Source organism: Streptomyces sp. DSM 116795, from assembly GCF_055792905.1.
In genome coordinates this window covers 2,514,542-2,529,176 of record NZ_CM147707.1, presented here as the reverse complement: position 1 = coordinate 2,529,176, position 14,635 = coordinate 2,514,542, and the positions used below count along the sequence as shown (strand labels likewise).

Below are 14,635 nucleotides of genomic sequence, written 5' to 3'. Positions count from 1 at the left end.
CGCCCTCAGCCCGGATGCCAGTTCCGCGGAGCGTCGTCATTGCGTAGCGATGCGATGCGCCGCGCGTACTCGGCAGCGACATCCTGACTCTCCCCGACGTTCTGCATGAGCCAGGTCGTCATCTGGAACTCTTGGATGCCGCGCAAGATCGGGTATCCGTCCCAGTCGCGGAGATCCCGACCGTAGGCGTTGACGAACGCCCTGTACTGCTCCGGCGTTTGCCAGCCGAGGCTGTGATGCTCCGTCGCCGTAACCATCAGGTCCCACTCCGGATGATCGAAGCTGAACCCTTCGAAGTCGATCAGCAGAACCTTCCCGCTTCGGTCCACCATGAGGTTCTGCACGTGAGCGTCCCCGTGCACAGGCCCCTTGGGGGACCCGAACCGCAACCCTGTCAGCCGATCCCGGAGTTCCCGGCCTCGCTTCCGCAAGAACTCGCGATCGTCCTCGGAGATCCCTGTGACCTTTTCAATGCGCAGGTCAGTCCGGCCAAAGACTGTGAACGGCGGGAGCGCCAGCCCTTCCGGCAGGGTCAGCGCGTGCAGGTCCCGCAGGATGCCGCCCAACTCCCCGTACGTCGCCTTGCGGTCGCCCTCCTCGATCAGGTGCCAGAACGTGACCGGGCATCCGTCCACGATCAGCGGCTGCTCAACGTCTTCCAGGACGTGCGCAGCTGGGAACCCCTCACGGTCGAGCCAACGCGACACCTGGACCTCGTTCCGTACGGACTTCAGGTAGTCCGTCGACCGCGCAACCCGGACGATCACGGGGTGAGCACTCAGCCGGAAGAGCGCATTCTCCCCGAACCGGATCAGCTCCGCACGTTCACTGGAGAGTTCAGCTGCCCCGCAAGCGGCCTCCATCACTTCCGCGGCTTTCGCTGAGGTGAACTCAGCCCCCACGCTCTGCACTTCATCCGACGGCATGCCGCAACAGCTCCCCTAGATCACGCGCCCTTCCACCATCCGCCGAGGCAGACAGCGGTGAGCGGTAAGCACCAGCCCGAAGGTACCCACAGGCTAGTCACCGGCACACACAGGGCTGGGGTCGCACTCCGAGCCAGACACCACGTGCGATGCTGCCTCATTTCTCACATATGGCTACCTTGGAAGCCATGAATAGTCGGCACGGCAATCCAGGCCGGTTTGAAATGCTGGATGCACATCGACGTGCGTAACTGCGTGTAGATTGCTTGTCCGCATCAGCAGATCGGGTTCGGTGTGCGCAAACTTGACGACGGATCGGGCTCCCATCGCACAACCAACGAATCCGATTGCGTACAACATTCGAATCAGGGGGGCGCACCACTCTATCTCGTCGGTGTGCTCCGAGTGCCACATTTGTGCGGTCATCTCCGCCAACCAGTCAGTACCTTCATAGCGTGGATCAGCCAGCAGTAGTGCTGCATCTTCAAGCTTTCGAACGAAATTTGGAAGACTCATCGGAGTGCGCGCGCCTTCGAATAATTCGAAGACTTGGTGTATTCCCGGGAAGGAAGGCTTCCATTCATCCCTCAAAGCAAGGAGTCTGTTACGCGAGTAAGCAGGCTCTGCGGCGTGAATGGCCTCCCAGGTGATTTGCTCACGCCCCTCGGATTCCGTAAGGCACTCATTCACGTAGGAGATTACATCACGCGGGCGCATCAACGTCCGAGAGAGTATGTATTCCATGGGATCTCCGCGCCGCTGATTCACTCGCGGAAGCATCTCCGATGCAGAGGATGCGGTGAATCCAAGTCTGCGAGATGCGACCCTGGTCCTTTCATCCACTAATTCTCGAAGGTCGCTCTTCGTCCAACGCATCTTGAGGACTAGGGCGCGGAACTTCTCTTCCTGTCCGCCGGATCTCTGGCCGAAATCTAGGTGTTCGAAGATATTGGTTCGAAGTGCAACGATGACTTTCAGATTGGCGACGCGTTGAAGTTCAAGAACGGCCCGGAAGAGACATTTTATCAATGTGTTTTCAAGCCGATCGTCCACCCAATCGCGGTCCAGATCGTCAATCACGACGTAGGTAAAATTCTGCCGGCTATCAAGGATATCCTCATCGAGGACCTTGATCATCTTATTGAGTCGCGCCAGTTGAGTCTCGTTCACGATACGCTGAAAGCGATACGCAAGTTCTCTGCGCATTTCATGAGAAGACGTGCTTCCCGTATTGGCCCCTAGGTTGGCGCCGGAACCACCAACTGAGAGCGTGGCCTTACCTTCTGAATCAATGCGCTCTTCGAATTTTTCAGTTATCTCACGCACGCGCTCGTCGGTTTGAACCCAGAAACGATCTTGAAAATCGGAGAGATAGTCGAGTGCGGCTCTCTTTGCCGGGTCCCTCTTGATCTTTTCCTTGAGGGTGTTTAAGAAATTCGCTTTCGCCTCTGGCGAGTCGACCTTGTACCGATGACGGATCAACTCTACAAGTAGTACGTGCTTCCATAGTGCGATAAATAGTGGATCCAGATGCACTTGAAGGTCATCGAGATATTGCATCACTTGCAGATTTGTTATGTACGGGAGAGAGAGGTCCTCGGGTGATATTCTGATCACGTGGTCGGGGTTATCCTCTTCGAGCTTCCGTAAGGCCGCCGACTTCCCGCTACCGGTACGTGCAATTAGAAAGCATCGCGGATCTTCCTTGGAGGCCACGGTCAAATAGTCATTAGACTCGAAGAATGCATCCGAGAGAAGCGGGTCATTCTCGGCGCTCTCTCCGCCAACGCTGAAATTTCCCCTGCGGCCTCGTAAACCCATGAATCGGCCCCCAGCCTCTTTGTGGCTCTTCTGCGCTGCAACGATACATAGCTATCCGCACTCTGACACTAGCGGCGTCGAAAGTGGCGCAAAGATAATTAGCCGCTGGTCAGCTCTAGTCCCTGGTGATGCCTTGACTCACTGGGACGAAGTGAGACTCAGGAGACAGTTGAGCTACCTTGCGGTGCCCTCCTCGAGATCAGAAGGCGAGTCCAGGCACGAGCGCGACAACTCCAGAGAGGAGGCTCCCAACACCGGCCAGGGCAACGATGGTGTGCTGGGCATCTGAGAACAGACCCGAGCAGAACTCGCGGACTTGGCGACGAAAGATCAGCATTTTGAGTTTCTGCCACCTGTGTTGCCGGCGCCAGCAGCCCATGAGTAGCCCGTACGCGTTGTCTCGGCAGCCGTCACTGTGTTCTCGCACAGGAGCGCCGCAGTAGACGGGTGCCTGGAAGGCGCACCAGAGGAGTGTGATCAGAGACAGTGCGATCACAACTGGCGGACCTGCAGCCGAGTTGATCCAAGCTGCGATAAGGAGCCCGCCTGTCAGTACGCCCCACCAGCGCCCGAGTCCTCCGAACTTGCCGCTGCTCGCCCTCCCCATGCCTCCATGGATGCACTCAGCCACATGGAGCTATGCCTAACCAGCTTGGAATGACTGATTAATTGGCATGAATCTGGTCATCAGCCGTCCGAAGGCGTGATCCCCGTCGGGCAGGAGCCACCGAACTGGTCACCTAGCTTGACGCCCGTCCCCTCGATCCCGCAGTACCCTGCCGGGTTCTTGTCCAGGTACTGCTGGTGGTAGCCCTCCGCCGGGTAGAAGGGGCGGGGCTCGGAGGGGAGGATCTCCGTGGTGATGGCGGCGTGGCGGGCCGCCGTGAGGACCTTCTGGTACGCGTCCCGCGAGGCCTCAGCCGCGGCCTGCTGCTCGGGGCCGTGGGTGTGGATAGCCGAGCGGTACTGGGTGCCGCTGTCGTTGCCCTGGCGGAAGCCCTGTGTCGGGTCGTGTGACTCCCAGAAGAGCTTGAGGAGGGAGTCGTACGAGATCCGCTCGGGATCGTAGACGACGCGCACCGCCTCGGTGTGCCCGGTCATGCCGGAGCAGACCTCTTCGTACGTCGGGTTCGGGCTGTGGCCGCCCTGGTAGCCGACGAGGGTCGTCCAGACGCCGTCGGCGCGCCAGAAGATCCGCTCGGCTCCCCAGAAGCAGCCCATGGCGAAGTCCGCCACCGCCAGGCCCTCCGGGTAGGGACCCAGCAGCGGGTTGCCGAGGACGGTGTGGCGCTCGGGGACCGTGAACTCGCGTTCGGGGCGGCCCGGCAGGGCCTCGTCCGCGGTCGGGAGGTGGTTCTTGTGGCTGCCGAACAGCATGGCGAACTCCCGTCGTACGTATACGTACTCGTGTGTGCCGGTCAGGCTCCGGGCCCGGAACTCTTGCCGGCGGTCCCGTCGCCCTCGCGGGCGGCACCCGCCGGCGGGGCCTCCTCGAAGTCGACCTTGTTCATGTGCCGGTGCATCGACTTCATCAGCATCCACACCGCGACGCCCATCACGGCGAAGACGATGAAGCCGAGGACGCCGGGCGTCACCTTGTTCTCATCCAGGTCCTTTGCCAGGGGAAGGACCTGGACGACGGCGTTGTGGGCCGGACTCGTCAGGGTCATGTCTTCAATTGTCGCGGATGCCCGCGAAGAGGTCGTCCTCGGGTAGCGAGGTGTCCACGAGGGACTTCGCGAGCTCGTACTCCTCCGTCGGCCAGACCTCCCGCTGGAACTCCAGCGGTACGCGGAACCAGCCGCCGTCGGGATCGATCTGCGTGGCGTGCGCGATGAGCGCCTTGTCGCGGATCTCGAAGAAGTCGCCGCAGGGCACGTACGTCGTGAGCGTGCGCTCGCGGCCCATCGACTTCCACCGCTCCAGCCACTCCCCGTAAGGGGAGTCCAGGCCGCGGTCCAGCAGGCCCTTGTGCAGGGCCTCGGTGCGGGGGCGGTTGAAGCCCTGGTTGTAGTAGATCTTCTGCGGCTGCCAGGCGGGGCCGGTCTCCGGATACCTCTCCGGGTCGCCGGCGGCATCGAAGGCCGCCATCGAGATCTTGTGGGTCATGATGTGGTCGGGGTGCGGGTAGCCGCCGTTCTCGTCGTACGTGGTGATCACGTGCGGCCTGAACTCGCGGATGAGGCGCACGAGCGCCCCGGCCGCGACGTCCACGTCCTGCAGCGCGAAGCAGCCCTCCGGCAGCGGCGGCAGCGGGTCGCCCTCCGGCAGCCCCGAGTCGACGAAGCCCAGCCAGGCCTGTTTCACGCCGAGGATCTCCCGGGCCTCGTCCATCTCCTTCTTGCGGACCTCGTGGATGTGCTCCTCGATGTACGGATCGCCCTGGAGCTTGGGGTTGAGGATGGAGCCGCGCTCGCCTCCTGTGCAGGTCGCGACCAGCACGTCCACCCCCTCGGATACGTACTTGGCCATCGTGGCCGCACCCTTGCTCGACTCGTCGTCGGGATGCGCGTGTACGGCCATCAGTCGCAGCTGCTCAGTCAAGACTCGGTCCTCGTCAACTCGTCATGGCGGGCGCCACCTATAGTGACCGAATCGGCATCCCGATGTATTCCCGATTCCAGCCCCCCTCGATGCGACGAAAGTGGACCCGGCCATGGTTGACGTGCGATCCGCGGACGGCGGGCGGCGCGCCCCGGGGGCCGGCGGCCTGCCGCAGGGACGGTACGGGGCCGCGGCGACGGGCGGCGGCCGGGACGCGCGTACCGACCGCAGGCTGAAGATCGTCGGCGGAGTGCTGGGCGTGCTGTCGCTCGCCGGGATCTGCTGGTTCGGCGCGGACTACGTGGGCGGCCAGCCGGTGAGCGGTCAGGTGATCAAGTTCAAGGTCGTCTCCGGCCGTACGGTGGAAGTGCACCTCGAGGTCCGCAAGGACGCGGACGTGAGCGGTGTCTGCACGCTGCGTGCACGGTCGGCCGACGGAGCGGAGGTCGGGCGGAAGGACGTGACAGTCGCCGGCCGCGCCGAGCAGGTGGACACAGTCGCTTCTCTGCGGACGACGAGGCGCGCCACGAGCGCCGAGCTGCTGGGCTGCGAACCGCGGGAAACCAAAGGTCACTGACTTCGTACGCAGCGTTCGTCCTTCTTCCCTTTTCCACCGGAATTGTTAGGCTCGTAGTTTCCGCCCCACCCTGAAGGCGCAGCCTCTGGGCAGGGCGATGTTTTTATTCCCAGTACCGACGAGGAGCACCTGTGACCCAGACCAGCGACAACGTCACCTGGCTCACCCAGGAGGCGTACGACCAGCTCAAGGCCGAGCTGGAGTACCTGTCGGGTCCTGCACGTACCGAGATCTCCAAGAAGATCGAGGCGGCTCGCGAAGAGGGCGACCTCCGCGAGAACGGCGGGTACCACGCGGCCAAGGAGGAGCAGGGCAAGCAGGAGCTGCGCGTGCGCCAGCTCGAACAGCTGCTGGAGAACGCCAAGGTCGGTGAGGCCCCCGCAGACACCGGCGTGGTGGCGCCCGGCATGGTCGTGACGATCGCCTTCGACGGTGACGAGAACGACACGGTGACCTTCCTGCTCGCGTCGCGGGAGTACGCAAGCTCGGACATCGAGACGTACTCGCCGCAGTCCCCGCTGGGCAGTGGCGTGAACGGCAAGAAGGTCGGTACGGACGCGGAGTACGAGCTGCCGAACGGCAAGATGGCGTCGGTGAGGGTCCTGGAGGCGAAGCCGTACCAGGGCTGAGGTGTCGCACCAGCGGAGCCCCTCACCGCACCACCCCGGCAGACGCAAGAAGCACACAGCTGTGGGCCCCGGCCGATCCGGCCGGGGCCCACAGCTTGCCGGTTGGGCTGACGGGGGTGCCGTCAGGCCGTCGCCGACTTGTACTTGCGCACCGCCAGCGTGCGGAAGAACGCGATGATCAGGATCGACCAGATCAGCGACGCCCAGCCCGGGTGCTGCATGGGCCATGCGTCGGGCACCGGGTAGTTCGGCGGAAGGTTGCCGAACAGCTCGCGGCAGGCCTGCACCGTGGCGCTGAACGGGTTCCACTCGGCGAATACCCGCAGCACCGCAGGCATGTTCTGCGAGGGGACGAAGGCGTTCGAGATGAACGTCAGCGGGAAGAGCCAGATCAGCCCTCCGGAGGTGGCGGCCTCAGGCGTACGGACCGTCAGGCCGATCAGCGCGCCGATCCACGTGAAGGCGTAGCCGAGGAGCAGCAGAAGGCCGAATCCGGCCAGCACCTTCAGCCCGTTCTCATGGGTGCGCCAGCCGACGAGCAGCGCGACGAGGCCCAGCACTATCAGGGTGAGCCCGGTCTGCACGAGATCGGCGAGCGTGCGGCCCGTGAGCACAGCTCCGCGGGCCATCGGCAGTGAACGGAAACGGTCGATGAGGCCCTTGTGCATGTCCTCGGCGATGCCCGCGCCCGCTCCCGCCGTGGCGAAGGTGACGGTCTGGGCGAAGATGCCGGCCATCAGGAACTCGCGGTAGAGGCCCGGGTCGAGGCCGGCGCCCGGGAGGTTGATGGAGCCGCCGAAGACGTAGCTGAAGAGCACCACGAACATGATGGGCTGGAAGAGCCCGAAGACGACGACCTCGGGGATGCGCAGCATCCGGATGAGGTTGCGCTTGGCGACGGTGAGGGAGTCGCGGACGGACTGCCGGAGGCCGCCGCCCGCTGAAGTGGCCGGAGTGGGAGCCGTCGGTGCCGTGGTCGTGGCAGTCACTTGACGGCCTCCTTCTTCTGCTGCTTCCTGCTCTTGCGCTTCTGCTTCTTGTCCGCCGCGGCGTCGCCGCCGGCCGCCGCGCCGCCCTGCTCGTCGGCGTCCTCGGCAGCGTGGCCGGTGAGGGTGATGAAGACGTCGTCGAGGGTGGGGCGGCGCAGGCCGATGTCGTCGATCTCGATGCCCCGGCCGTCCAGTTCGCGGATGACTTCGGCGAGCAGCTTCGCGCCGCCGGTGACGGGGACCGTCAGCCTGCGGGTGTGCTGTTCGACCGAGACGCCCTCCGGGCCGGTGCCCGGCATGCTGTGTTTGGCGAGGATGGCCTCGGCGGCCGAGATCTCGGCGCGGTCGTGCACGACGACCTCGACGCGCTCGCCGCCCATCTGGGCCTTGAGCTGGTCGGACGTGCCGCGGGCGATGATCTTGCCGTGGTCGACGACGGCGATGTCGTGGGCGAGGCGGTCGGCCTCCTCCAGATACTGCGTGGTGAGCAGGAGGGTGGTGCCGCCGGCGACCAGCTCCTCGATGACCTCCCACAGCTGGAGCCGGTTGCGCGGGTCGAGGCCGGTCGTGGGCTCGTCCATGAACATCACCGGTGGACGGACGACGAGCGCCGCCGCGAGGTCGAGACGGCGGCGCATGCCGCCCGAGTACGTCTTGGCCGTGCGGTCCGCGGCGTCCGCGAGGTTGAACCGCTCGAGCAGCTCGCCCGCCCGTTTCTTGGCGTCGTGTGAGGAGAGCTGGTAGAGCTGCCCGACCATCCGCAGGTTCTCCCTGCCGGTCAGATACTCGTCGATGGCGGCGAACTGGCCGGACAGGCCGATGGAACGCCGCACCTCGTTGGGCTGCTTGAGGACGTCGAGCCCGGCCACGGCAGCCTTGCCGCTGTCGGGCCGGATGAGGGTGGTGAGCACCCGCACGGCCGTGGTCTTGCCGGCGCCGTTGGGCCCGAGCAGACCCAGAACAGTGCCCTCGGGGACATCGAGGTCGACGCCGTCCAGTGCCCTTACCGCGCCGAAGGTCTTCACGAGACCCTCGGCGTAAATGGCGCCTGGCATAAGTGGGCTCCCAGGTATGGAGAAGTGATGGTTGATGACGATCAGGCCGGAGATGTCCGGCATGCGATGAGAAAGCTGGTTCTGCAAACCGTAGGTCAGTAGTATGAGTTGACGCGATACATCGCGTCAACACCTTTCCGGCACCTCGCGACAGTCGCGAGTGCTCCCGCATGGAGCGCGGATGGTGGGACCTGGATGTCCGAGCTGGGAATCGGCTCCCCGTCTGCCCCCGCTTGTACCCCTCCCGCTTCCGCCACCGGGCGGGCCGTCGCCCGTCGGGCCGGCGGCGTCAGCGGGTCAGAACGACCGTGTATCCGGCCGTGCGCAGCTTGGCCGCGACGTCCTCGCAGTGTTCCGGTCCCTTCGTCTCCAAGTGCAGCTCCACCTCCACCTCGTCGAGCCCGAGCCGCGGATCGGTCCGTACATGGCCCACGTCCAGGACGTTAGCGTCCGCCACTGACAATTCCCTCAGCAGAGCCGCCAGCGCCCCCGGCCGGTCCGTCAGCCGCAGCCGCAGGGACAGATAGCGGCCCGCGGCCGCCATGCCGTGCCGCAGCGTCCGCTGCATCACCAGCGGATCGACATTGCCCCCGGAGAGGACCGCGACGACGGGCCCTTCGACCGACTCGGGCCGTGAGAGCAAGGCCGCCACAGGAGAGGCCCCCGCCGGCTCCACCACCAGCTTCGCCCGCTCCAGGCAGAGCAACAGCGCGCTGGACAGGGCGTCTTCGGACACCGTACGGACCTCGTCGACCAGAGCGCCAACGATTTCGAACGGCACGTCCCCGGGCCGCCCCACCTTGATCCCGTCGGCCATCGTCGAGACGGAGTCCAGCACCACCGGCCTGCCGGCCGCGAGCGAGGGCGGATACGCCGCCGCCCCCTCGGCCTGCACGCCGATGATCCGTACGTCGGGCCGCAGCTCCTTGACCGCCACGGCGATGCCCGCGACGAGGCCGCCGCCCCCTACGCCCACCACGATGGTGCGCACCTCGGGGCACTGTTCGAGGATCTCCAGCCCGAGCGTCCCCTGACCGGCCACCACGTCGGGATGGTCGAAGGGGTGGATGACGACGGCGCCCGTCTCCTCCGCGTACTCCTGGGCCGCCCGCAGCGTCTCGTCGACGACCTGACCGCGCAGCCGCACCTCCGCGCCGTAGTCGCGGGTCGCCGCGACCTTCGGCAGCGGGGCGCCCTCCGGCATGAACACGGTGGAGTCCACGCCGAGCAGCGAGGCCGCCAGGGCCACCCCCTGCGCGTGGTTGCCGGCGCTCGCCGCGACGACGCCGCGCGCTCGCTCGTCCGGAGTCAGGCCGGCGATGCGCACGTATGCGCCGCGCAGCTTGAACGAGCCCGTGCGCTGCAGGTTCTCGCACTTGAGGTGAACCGGGGAGCCGACGAGGGAGCTGAGGTGCCGGCTTCCCTCCATGGATGTCGTACGGGCCACTCCGGTGAGCGTCTTCTGCGCGGCCCGTACGTCGTCGACGGTGACGGACGCGGATACGGCTGAGGCGTCGGGGGCGGGGGAGACCATGGCGTCAGTGTCGCAGCTCGCGGGCCCCGGGCGACCGTGCGGTAGAGGGCCTGTTCACGCAGCGCCGGTACGGGTCACGCGCTTGCCGCGTACTCTTGGCAGCAGATCAGGTCTTTCCGTGTTCCTTGGAACTTTCCCGGAGAAGTGAGCCCCTCGGCATGCCCATGCAACCGGACATGATGACAGTGAACAGCACAGATCAGACCCCGGATCACGCCCGCGCCGACCAGGACGGCGAAGGCCGCGAAGCCCCCGAGCACGCCCCGAGCCCCGAAGCCCGCGTCCTCGACGCGATGCAGCACCAGGTCGCCGTCTTCGCCCGCCGCGCCGAGCAGACCCGTCTCGGCGGGATAGGCCAGGCGAGGAACTCGATGGACCGGGCCGCGTATCTCCTGCTCAACCGGCTCGACCAGGTCGGACCGATGGGCGTCAAGGCGCTCGCGTCCGGCATGGGCATCGACTCCTCGACCGTCACCCGGCAGGTCGCGCCGCTCGTCGAAGCAGGCCTGGTCACCCGCGCCACACACCCCGAGGACGGGCGAGCCGTCGTCCTCAAGCTGTCGCCGCACGGCACCGCCCGCCTCGGCCAGGTGCGCTCCTCCCGTCGTGAGCTGATGGCGGTGCTGACGGAGGATTGGGCCGAGGAGGACCGCGAGACGTTCTGCAGGCTGCTGACCCGCTTCAACAGCGCCATGCAAGGCATTCAGCCCTCCACGGACACTCCGGAAGTACCGCCCTCTTGATTTGATCACCGCGCCTGCCGTCCCATTGCCGTACGGGGCGTCGGGAGGCGCAGACGTGGGAGAGCGGCGGGCGCGAGAAGAACGCCGCCGGGCCCGGGAGTTCGAGGCGTTCGTCGCGGGCGCGGCAGGCCGGCTGCTGCATGCCGCCACGCTGCTGACCGGGGAGCCCTTCGGTATGGCCCCGGCCGCGCAGGATCTGCTCGTCGGTGCCCTGTCGCGTACGTACGCGGACTGGGACCGTCTGCGCGGCGAGGATCCGTACGAGCACACACGGCAGGATCTCGCCGCCCACTTCGCGCACACCGCCCGCCGCTACCGGCGCCCACGCGGCGGCATGCTCGACGCTCTGCCTCCTCAGGAACGGCTGATGCTGGTGCTGCGGATGTACGAAGGCGTGGCGGAGGAACAGGTCGCCGCGTCGCTCGGACTGCCGGTGGAGCGGGTGCGGGGGCTGTGCACGCGGGCCATGGCGGAACTGCTTAGCCGCGGGGGCGGGGGCGGAGGCGGAGGCCCGCGCGGAACCCGGCCGCGCGCCGCGTCCCTGATCGCGTCCCGCTTGCTCGGCGGCCTGGGGCACCGGGGAAAGCCGGCCGCCGCCCTGCCCGTGCGGCACCCCGCCGGAGCGGGCCGGGAGCCGGGAGGGGTCGCATGAAGGCGCCCGACCGCAAGGAGACCGAGGTGCGCAGCCTGCTCGAGTCCGTACCGCCTGCTCCCCTGCCGACCGATCTCGCCGAGCGTGCACTGCTGCGCGGGCTCCGCGTGGCGCACCGGCGACGTACCGCGGCGCTGCTGCTGTGGGCGTTCTTCACCGCCGCTGTCGCCTTCGCCGTGTGGGCGGCCGTCGCCGAGCCCTGGGCCGTGCAGCCCGCACGGACGACGCCGCCCCTCGGCTGGTAGCCAATCCTGCAGGGGAACGGGCAGCGGAACCGGCAGCGGAGAGCGGCCAGGCGGCCCGGGCGGCCCCCGGTGACCGGAGCGAGCGCCACCCGGTGGCACGAGGCCCGGCCGCCCGCGAACGGCTACTGGCCCAGTGCCTGCCGCAGATCCGCCAGCAGGTCGTCCACCGACTCGATCCCGACGGACAGCCGCACCAGATCCGCCGGCACCTCCAGCGCGGAGCCCGCCGCCGACGCGTGCGTCATGCGCGCGGGGTGCTCGATCAGCGATTCGACACCACCCAGCGACTCTCCCAGCGTGAACAGCCGCGCGCGCTCGCACACCCGCACCGCCGCTTCCTCGCCGCCCGCCACCCGGAAGGAGACCATGCCGCCGAAGGCCCGCATCTGCTTCGCCGCCGTCTCGTGCCCGGGGTGCGAGGGCAACCCCGGGTAGTAGACCTGCGCCACCTCCGGGTGGGCCTGCAGCATCTCGGCCACACGGGAGGCGTTCGCGCTGTGCCGCTCCATCCGTACGGCCAGGGTCTTCGTGCCGCGCATGACCAGCCAGGAGTCGAACGGGCCGGCCACCGCGCCCATCGCGTTCTGGTGGAAGGCGATCTCCGCGGCCAGCTCCGCCTCCGTCAGCACCAGGGCGCCGCCGACGACGTCGGAGTGGCCGCCCACGTACTTCGTCGTCGAGTGCACGACGACGTCCGCGCCCAGGGCGAGGGGCTGCTGCAGATACGGGCTCGCGAAAGTGTTGTCCACGACCAGGCGTGCGCCGGCGCCGTGCGCGAGCTCGGCGAGCACGGTGATGTCGCTGATGCCGAGCAGCGGATTGGACGGCGTCTCCACCCACACCGCCTTCGTACGGTCGCGCAGTGCGGCACGCACCGCCGCGGGGTCGGAGGTGTCGGCCACCGACCACTCCACACCCCACCGCTCCGCGACCCGCGCGAAGAGGCGGAACGTGCCGCCGTAGGCGTCGTTCGGGATCACCACGTGGTCGCCGGGCACGAGCAGGGTCCGCAGCAGGCAGTCCTCCGCGGCCATGCCGGACGCGAACGCGAAGGCGTTGCGGCCGCCTTCGAGTGCGGCGAGGTTCTGCTCGAGTGCGGTACGTGTCGGGTTCGCGGAACGGCTGTACTCGTAGCCGCCGCGCAGGCCTCCGACGCCGTCCTGCTTGTACGTGGAGACCTGGTAGATGGGCGGTACGACGGCTCCCGTCGCCGGGTCGGCCGTCTGCCCCGCGTGGATCGCGAGGGTCTCGAAGCTCTGGGGCGTCTGCCCGCTGTCGCGCTGGTCGCTCATGGCCCGAGCGTAATGCGCCGTACGGTGTAGTCAGAGCGGCTCACGCGAACCGCTCGGACGGGACCGCCCGTCACGTCCCGCTCGCACGTCCACCGGGGAGACAGCAGACATGGAAGCCCTGCTCGTGCTGATCGCACTGACCGCCATCTTCGGTGTCCTGGTCGGGCCCGCGATGCGCCGCCGGCGGCATCGGCTGCAGGGTGCGCAGGGAATCGCCCGCGCCGTCGACGCGGGCGCCGGTTACGGCTTCGTACCGACCGAGCAGCTCGACGTACGACTGCCGGGCCCCGACCACGAGTTCGCCGAGGCGGTGGAGGAGACGCAGCGGACCCAGGACTGGCAGCCCGTCGCGCGCCTGATCGCCCTGACCGGGGACGAGTGGGAACTGCGCTGGCAGCGGGTGCAGTCGACGGCCGGCGCGGCGGCGATGGAACTCGCACAGGCGCGTGCGCTCGGCGCCCCCGAATCCCCCGCCGACGGCAAGGGTGGCCCCGGTGGCGGTGTCTCGTTCAGCAAGGAAGCGGGGCTGCGTGACGCGCGCTGGCTGCGCGAGTGGCGTGCGCAGCAGCCCGGCGACCCGGGCGGCGCCCAGGTGTACGCGCAGTTCCTGGTCTGGCAGGCGGTCTCCGACCCGTCCTCCGCGGACCACCGGATCATCCTCGAAGAGGCCCGTACGGTCTGCGAGGAGGCCGCGCGGCTCGCCCCCGACGACCCCACGCCGCACATCACCGAGCTCTTCGTCGCACGCCATCTTTCCTACCGGCGCGCCGACTTCGAGGAGCTGTGGGCGAGGCTGCGGCGCAAGGCACCGAACCACATGGGCGCGCACATGGCCGCCCTGCCGTACTGGTCGGAGAAGGGCTGCGGCTCCCGCGCCGAGGCCGACCGTTTCGCGCAGACAGCCGCCGCCGACGCCCCAGAGGGGACGCTGCTGCCGGCGCTGCCGCTCTTCGCGGCGTACGAGCACCTGCCCGAGGTCAACGTCGTGCGCGGGCTCTACCAGAGCGCGGAGATCGAGAAGGCCGTCGAGGCGGCCGAGTACGCCGTCGACCAGGTCGAGGCCGGCCATCCCGTACGTCCGCACGTGCTGCATCTGCTCGTCTGCTTCCTCGTACGGGCCGAACGGTACGGAGAGGCGATGGAGGCGCTGCGTGTGGTGGACGGCTACGTCGGCGCGATTCCGTGGGCGGACTCGGGTGACCCGGCCGCCCACTACGCGGCGTACCGTGCGCTGGCCGTCTCCGGCTGGGAGGCGACGGGCGGCGACCGCGCCCAGCTCTGAGCCGGGGCGCGGGGCGCCGGGGCGCTCCGGCGCACGGGACTCGTCCGGGCACGCGAAGGCACCCGCGGCCTGGCGGGGTGCGGTGCCGTCTGCACCGCACCGAACCGAACGGCTCCGGTACCTGGCGGCGCGTCTGCGGCTTGTGGCCTTGTGGCCTTGCGGCCTTGCGGGGCCGGGTCCGCTTCTGCGGTCCTTCGCGGGCACGTCGGCCCCCGTGCCGATCGGCATGCGGCCGAGCGGGCCCCGCCGATTCGGTCTCCGGCTCCCGGCCGATTTCCCGGCCGGTTCGGTCCTCCGGCTGCTGACCGGGCGGCGGGTGTTCCGCCGATGCCTTCGGATCCGGCGT

15 protein-coding genes are annotated in these 14,635 nt (G+C 67.7%); 6 read left to right on the top strand and 9 right to left on the bottom strand.

Annotated features, from left to right (window positions below; genetic code table 11):
* Positions 1-5: 5 nt before the first annotated feature.
* The 5 genes from ACSMXX_RS10670 to mca form a co-directional block, all read right to left on the bottom strand.
* Positions 6-926 (bottom strand): phosphotransferase family protein, encoded by a 921-nt coding sequence (locus ACSMXX_RS10670; protein ID WP_473183804.1) that lies wholly within the window; start codon positions 924-926, stop codon positions 6-8.
* Between the two features lie 174 nt (positions 927-1,100).
* Positions 1,101-2,747 (bottom strand): P-loop ATPase, Sll1717 family, encoded by a 1,647-nt coding sequence (locus tag ACSMXX_RS10665; RefSeq protein ID WP_473183803.1) that lies wholly within the window; start codon positions 2,745-2,747, stop codon positions 1,101-1,103.
* A 687-nt stretch (positions 2,748-3,434) separates the two neighbouring features.
* On the bottom strand, positions 3,435-4,124 hold the full coding sequence (gene msrA / locus ACSMXX_RS10660) for a peptide-methionine (S)-S-oxide reductase MsrA (protein WP_473183802.1): 690 nt from the start codon (positions 4,122-4,124) through the stop codon (positions 3,435-3,437).
* Between the two features lie 41 nt (positions 4,125-4,165).
* Positions 4,166-4,417: a hypothetical protein gene (locus ACSMXX_RS10655; RefSeq protein ID WP_473183801.1), complete on the bottom strand. Its 252-nt coding sequence runs from the start codon at positions 4,415-4,417 to the stop codon at positions 4,166-4,168.
* Between the two features lie 4 nt (positions 4,418-4,421).
* Positions 4,422-5,291 carry a mycothiol conjugate amidase Mca gene (gene mca / locus ACSMXX_RS10650; protein WP_473183800.1) on the bottom strand — a complete coding sequence of 290 codons (870 nt, stop codon included), beginning with the start codon at positions 5,289-5,291 and terminating at the stop codon, positions 4,422-4,424.
* Between the two features lie 112 nt (positions 5,292-5,403).
* Here mca and ACSMXX_RS10645 point away from each other — a divergent pair, with 112 nt between their 5' ends.
* The gene (locus tag ACSMXX_RS10645) at positions 5,404-5,868 is read left to right on the top strand and encodes a DUF4307 domain-containing protein (protein WP_473183799.1); all 465 of its coding nucleotides are present in this window, start codon (positions 5,404-5,406) and stop codon (positions 5,866-5,868) included.
* Between the two features lie 131 nt (positions 5,869-5,999).
* A complete protein-coding gene (greA, locus tag ACSMXX_RS10640) occupies positions 6,000-6,497 on the top strand; it encodes a transcription elongation factor GreA (protein WP_473183798.1) in 498 nt (165 codons plus the stop codon).
* A 122-nt stretch (positions 6,498-6,619) separates the two neighbouring features.
* Here greA and ACSMXX_RS10635 read toward each other — a convergent pair whose 3' ends face one another.
* The 3 genes from ACSMXX_RS10635 to ilvA form a co-directional block, all read right to left on the bottom strand.
* The gene (locus ACSMXX_RS10635; protein ID WP_473183797.1) at positions 6,620-7,486 is read right to left on the bottom strand and encodes an ABC transporter permease; all 867 of its coding nucleotides are present in this window, start codon (positions 7,484-7,486) and stop codon (positions 6,620-6,622) included.
* The gene (locus ACSMXX_RS10630; RefSeq protein ID WP_473184724.1) at positions 7,483-8,541 is read right to left on the bottom strand and encodes an ATP-binding cassette domain-containing protein; all 1,059 of its coding nucleotides are present in this window, start codon (positions 8,539-8,541) and stop codon (positions 7,483-7,485) included. The genes ACSMXX_RS10635 and ACSMXX_RS10630 overlap by 4 nt, the downstream gene beginning before the upstream one ends.
* Before the next feature lie 289 nt (positions 8,542-8,830).
* Positions 8,831-10,075, bottom strand: a complete 1,245-nt coding sequence (gene ilvA, locus ACSMXX_RS10625) for a threonine ammonia-lyase (RefSeq protein ID WP_473183796.1) — start codon at positions 10,073-10,075, stop codon at positions 8,831-8,833.
* Positions 10,076-10,254: 179 nt separating this feature from the next.
* Here ilvA and ACSMXX_RS10620 point away from each other — a divergent pair, with 179 nt between their 5' ends.
* Genes ACSMXX_RS10620 through ACSMXX_RS10610 form a run of 3 tightly spaced genes read left to right on the top strand, consistent with a single transcriptional unit; the run spans position 10,255 to position 11,715 of the window.
* The gene (locus tag ACSMXX_RS10620) at positions 10,255-10,818 is read left to right on the top strand and encodes a MarR family winged helix-turn-helix transcriptional regulator (RefSeq protein WP_473184723.1); all 564 of its coding nucleotides are present in this window, start codon (positions 10,255-10,257) and stop codon (positions 10,816-10,818) included.
* A gap of 55 nt (positions 10,819-10,873) precedes the next feature.
* A complete protein-coding gene (locus ACSMXX_RS10615; protein WP_473183795.1) occupies positions 10,874-11,470 on the top strand; it encodes a sigma factor-like helix-turn-helix DNA-binding protein in 597 nt (198 codons plus the stop codon).
* Complete coding sequence (locus ACSMXX_RS10610) at positions 11,467-11,715, top strand: hypothetical protein (RefSeq protein WP_473183794.1); 249 nt, start codon at positions 11,467-11,469, stop codon at positions 11,713-11,715. The genes ACSMXX_RS10615 and ACSMXX_RS10610 overlap by 4 nt, the downstream gene beginning before the upstream one ends.
* A gap of 122 nt (positions 11,716-11,837) precedes the next feature.
* Here ACSMXX_RS10610 and ACSMXX_RS10605 read toward each other — a convergent pair whose 3' ends face one another.
* Entirely contained in the window at positions 11,838-13,007 is a 1,170-nt protein-coding gene (locus ACSMXX_RS10605; RefSeq protein ID WP_473183793.1) for a cystathionine gamma-synthase, read from the bottom strand.
* A gap of 109 nt (positions 13,008-13,116) precedes the next feature.
* On the opposite strand from ACSMXX_RS10605, the gene ACSMXX_RS10600 reads away from it, so the two are divergent.
* On the top strand, positions 13,117-14,289 hold the full coding sequence (locus ACSMXX_RS10600; protein WP_473183792.1) for a hypothetical protein: 1,173 nt from the start codon (positions 13,117-13,119) through the stop codon (positions 14,287-14,289).
* Positions 14,290-14,635 lie beyond the last annotated feature (346 nt).